General features: G+C 67.4%; 1 pseudogene. It reads right to left on the reverse strand.

Going from position 1 to position 435, the window contains the following annotated elements:
• Positions 1-435 (reverse strand): annotated as a pseudogene (locus tag HGO92_RS24945) (recombinase XerD); the annotation flags it as partial.

Genomic DNA, 435 nt, shown 5'->3' on the forward strand with positions numbered 1-435 from the left:
TGACGTTGAGCCTGGTGTTGCGGGCGAAGACGAAGAAGGTCCGGATCAGCTTGCGGGTGGTGGGGCCACTCGCCCTCCACTCGTCAACGTCCTGCTGGACGCAGGTCGCGGCGGTGCGCTGGTGCGTATCCCAGAGCCAGCCGAGGAACTTGATGGTCTCGGTGATCTCCTGCTTGGCGGAGTGGACCGGGCCCCGGGCTGGGCTGTCGGGGGTGACCATGGACCGGATGCGCTTGAGGTGGTGCCATTTGGCGAAGTGCTCGACGGGCCGGGCGACCTCGGGCGGCAGGGGGTGGAGCTTGTCCTCAATCCACGTCTCGAAGCGGGCAAGGTACGGGTCCCGGTATGGGAGCAGGCCGTGGTGGACCAGAATGGCGCGGAGGTGGTCAACGGCGCGCCCTGCCGTCTCAATGTGCTGGTCGAGGCCTTCGTGGG

Source organism: Crystallibacter degradans (genome assembly GCF_012952295.1).
GTDB lineage: Bacteria > Actinomycetota > Actinomycetes > Actinomycetales > Micrococcaceae > Crystallibacter > Crystallibacter degradans.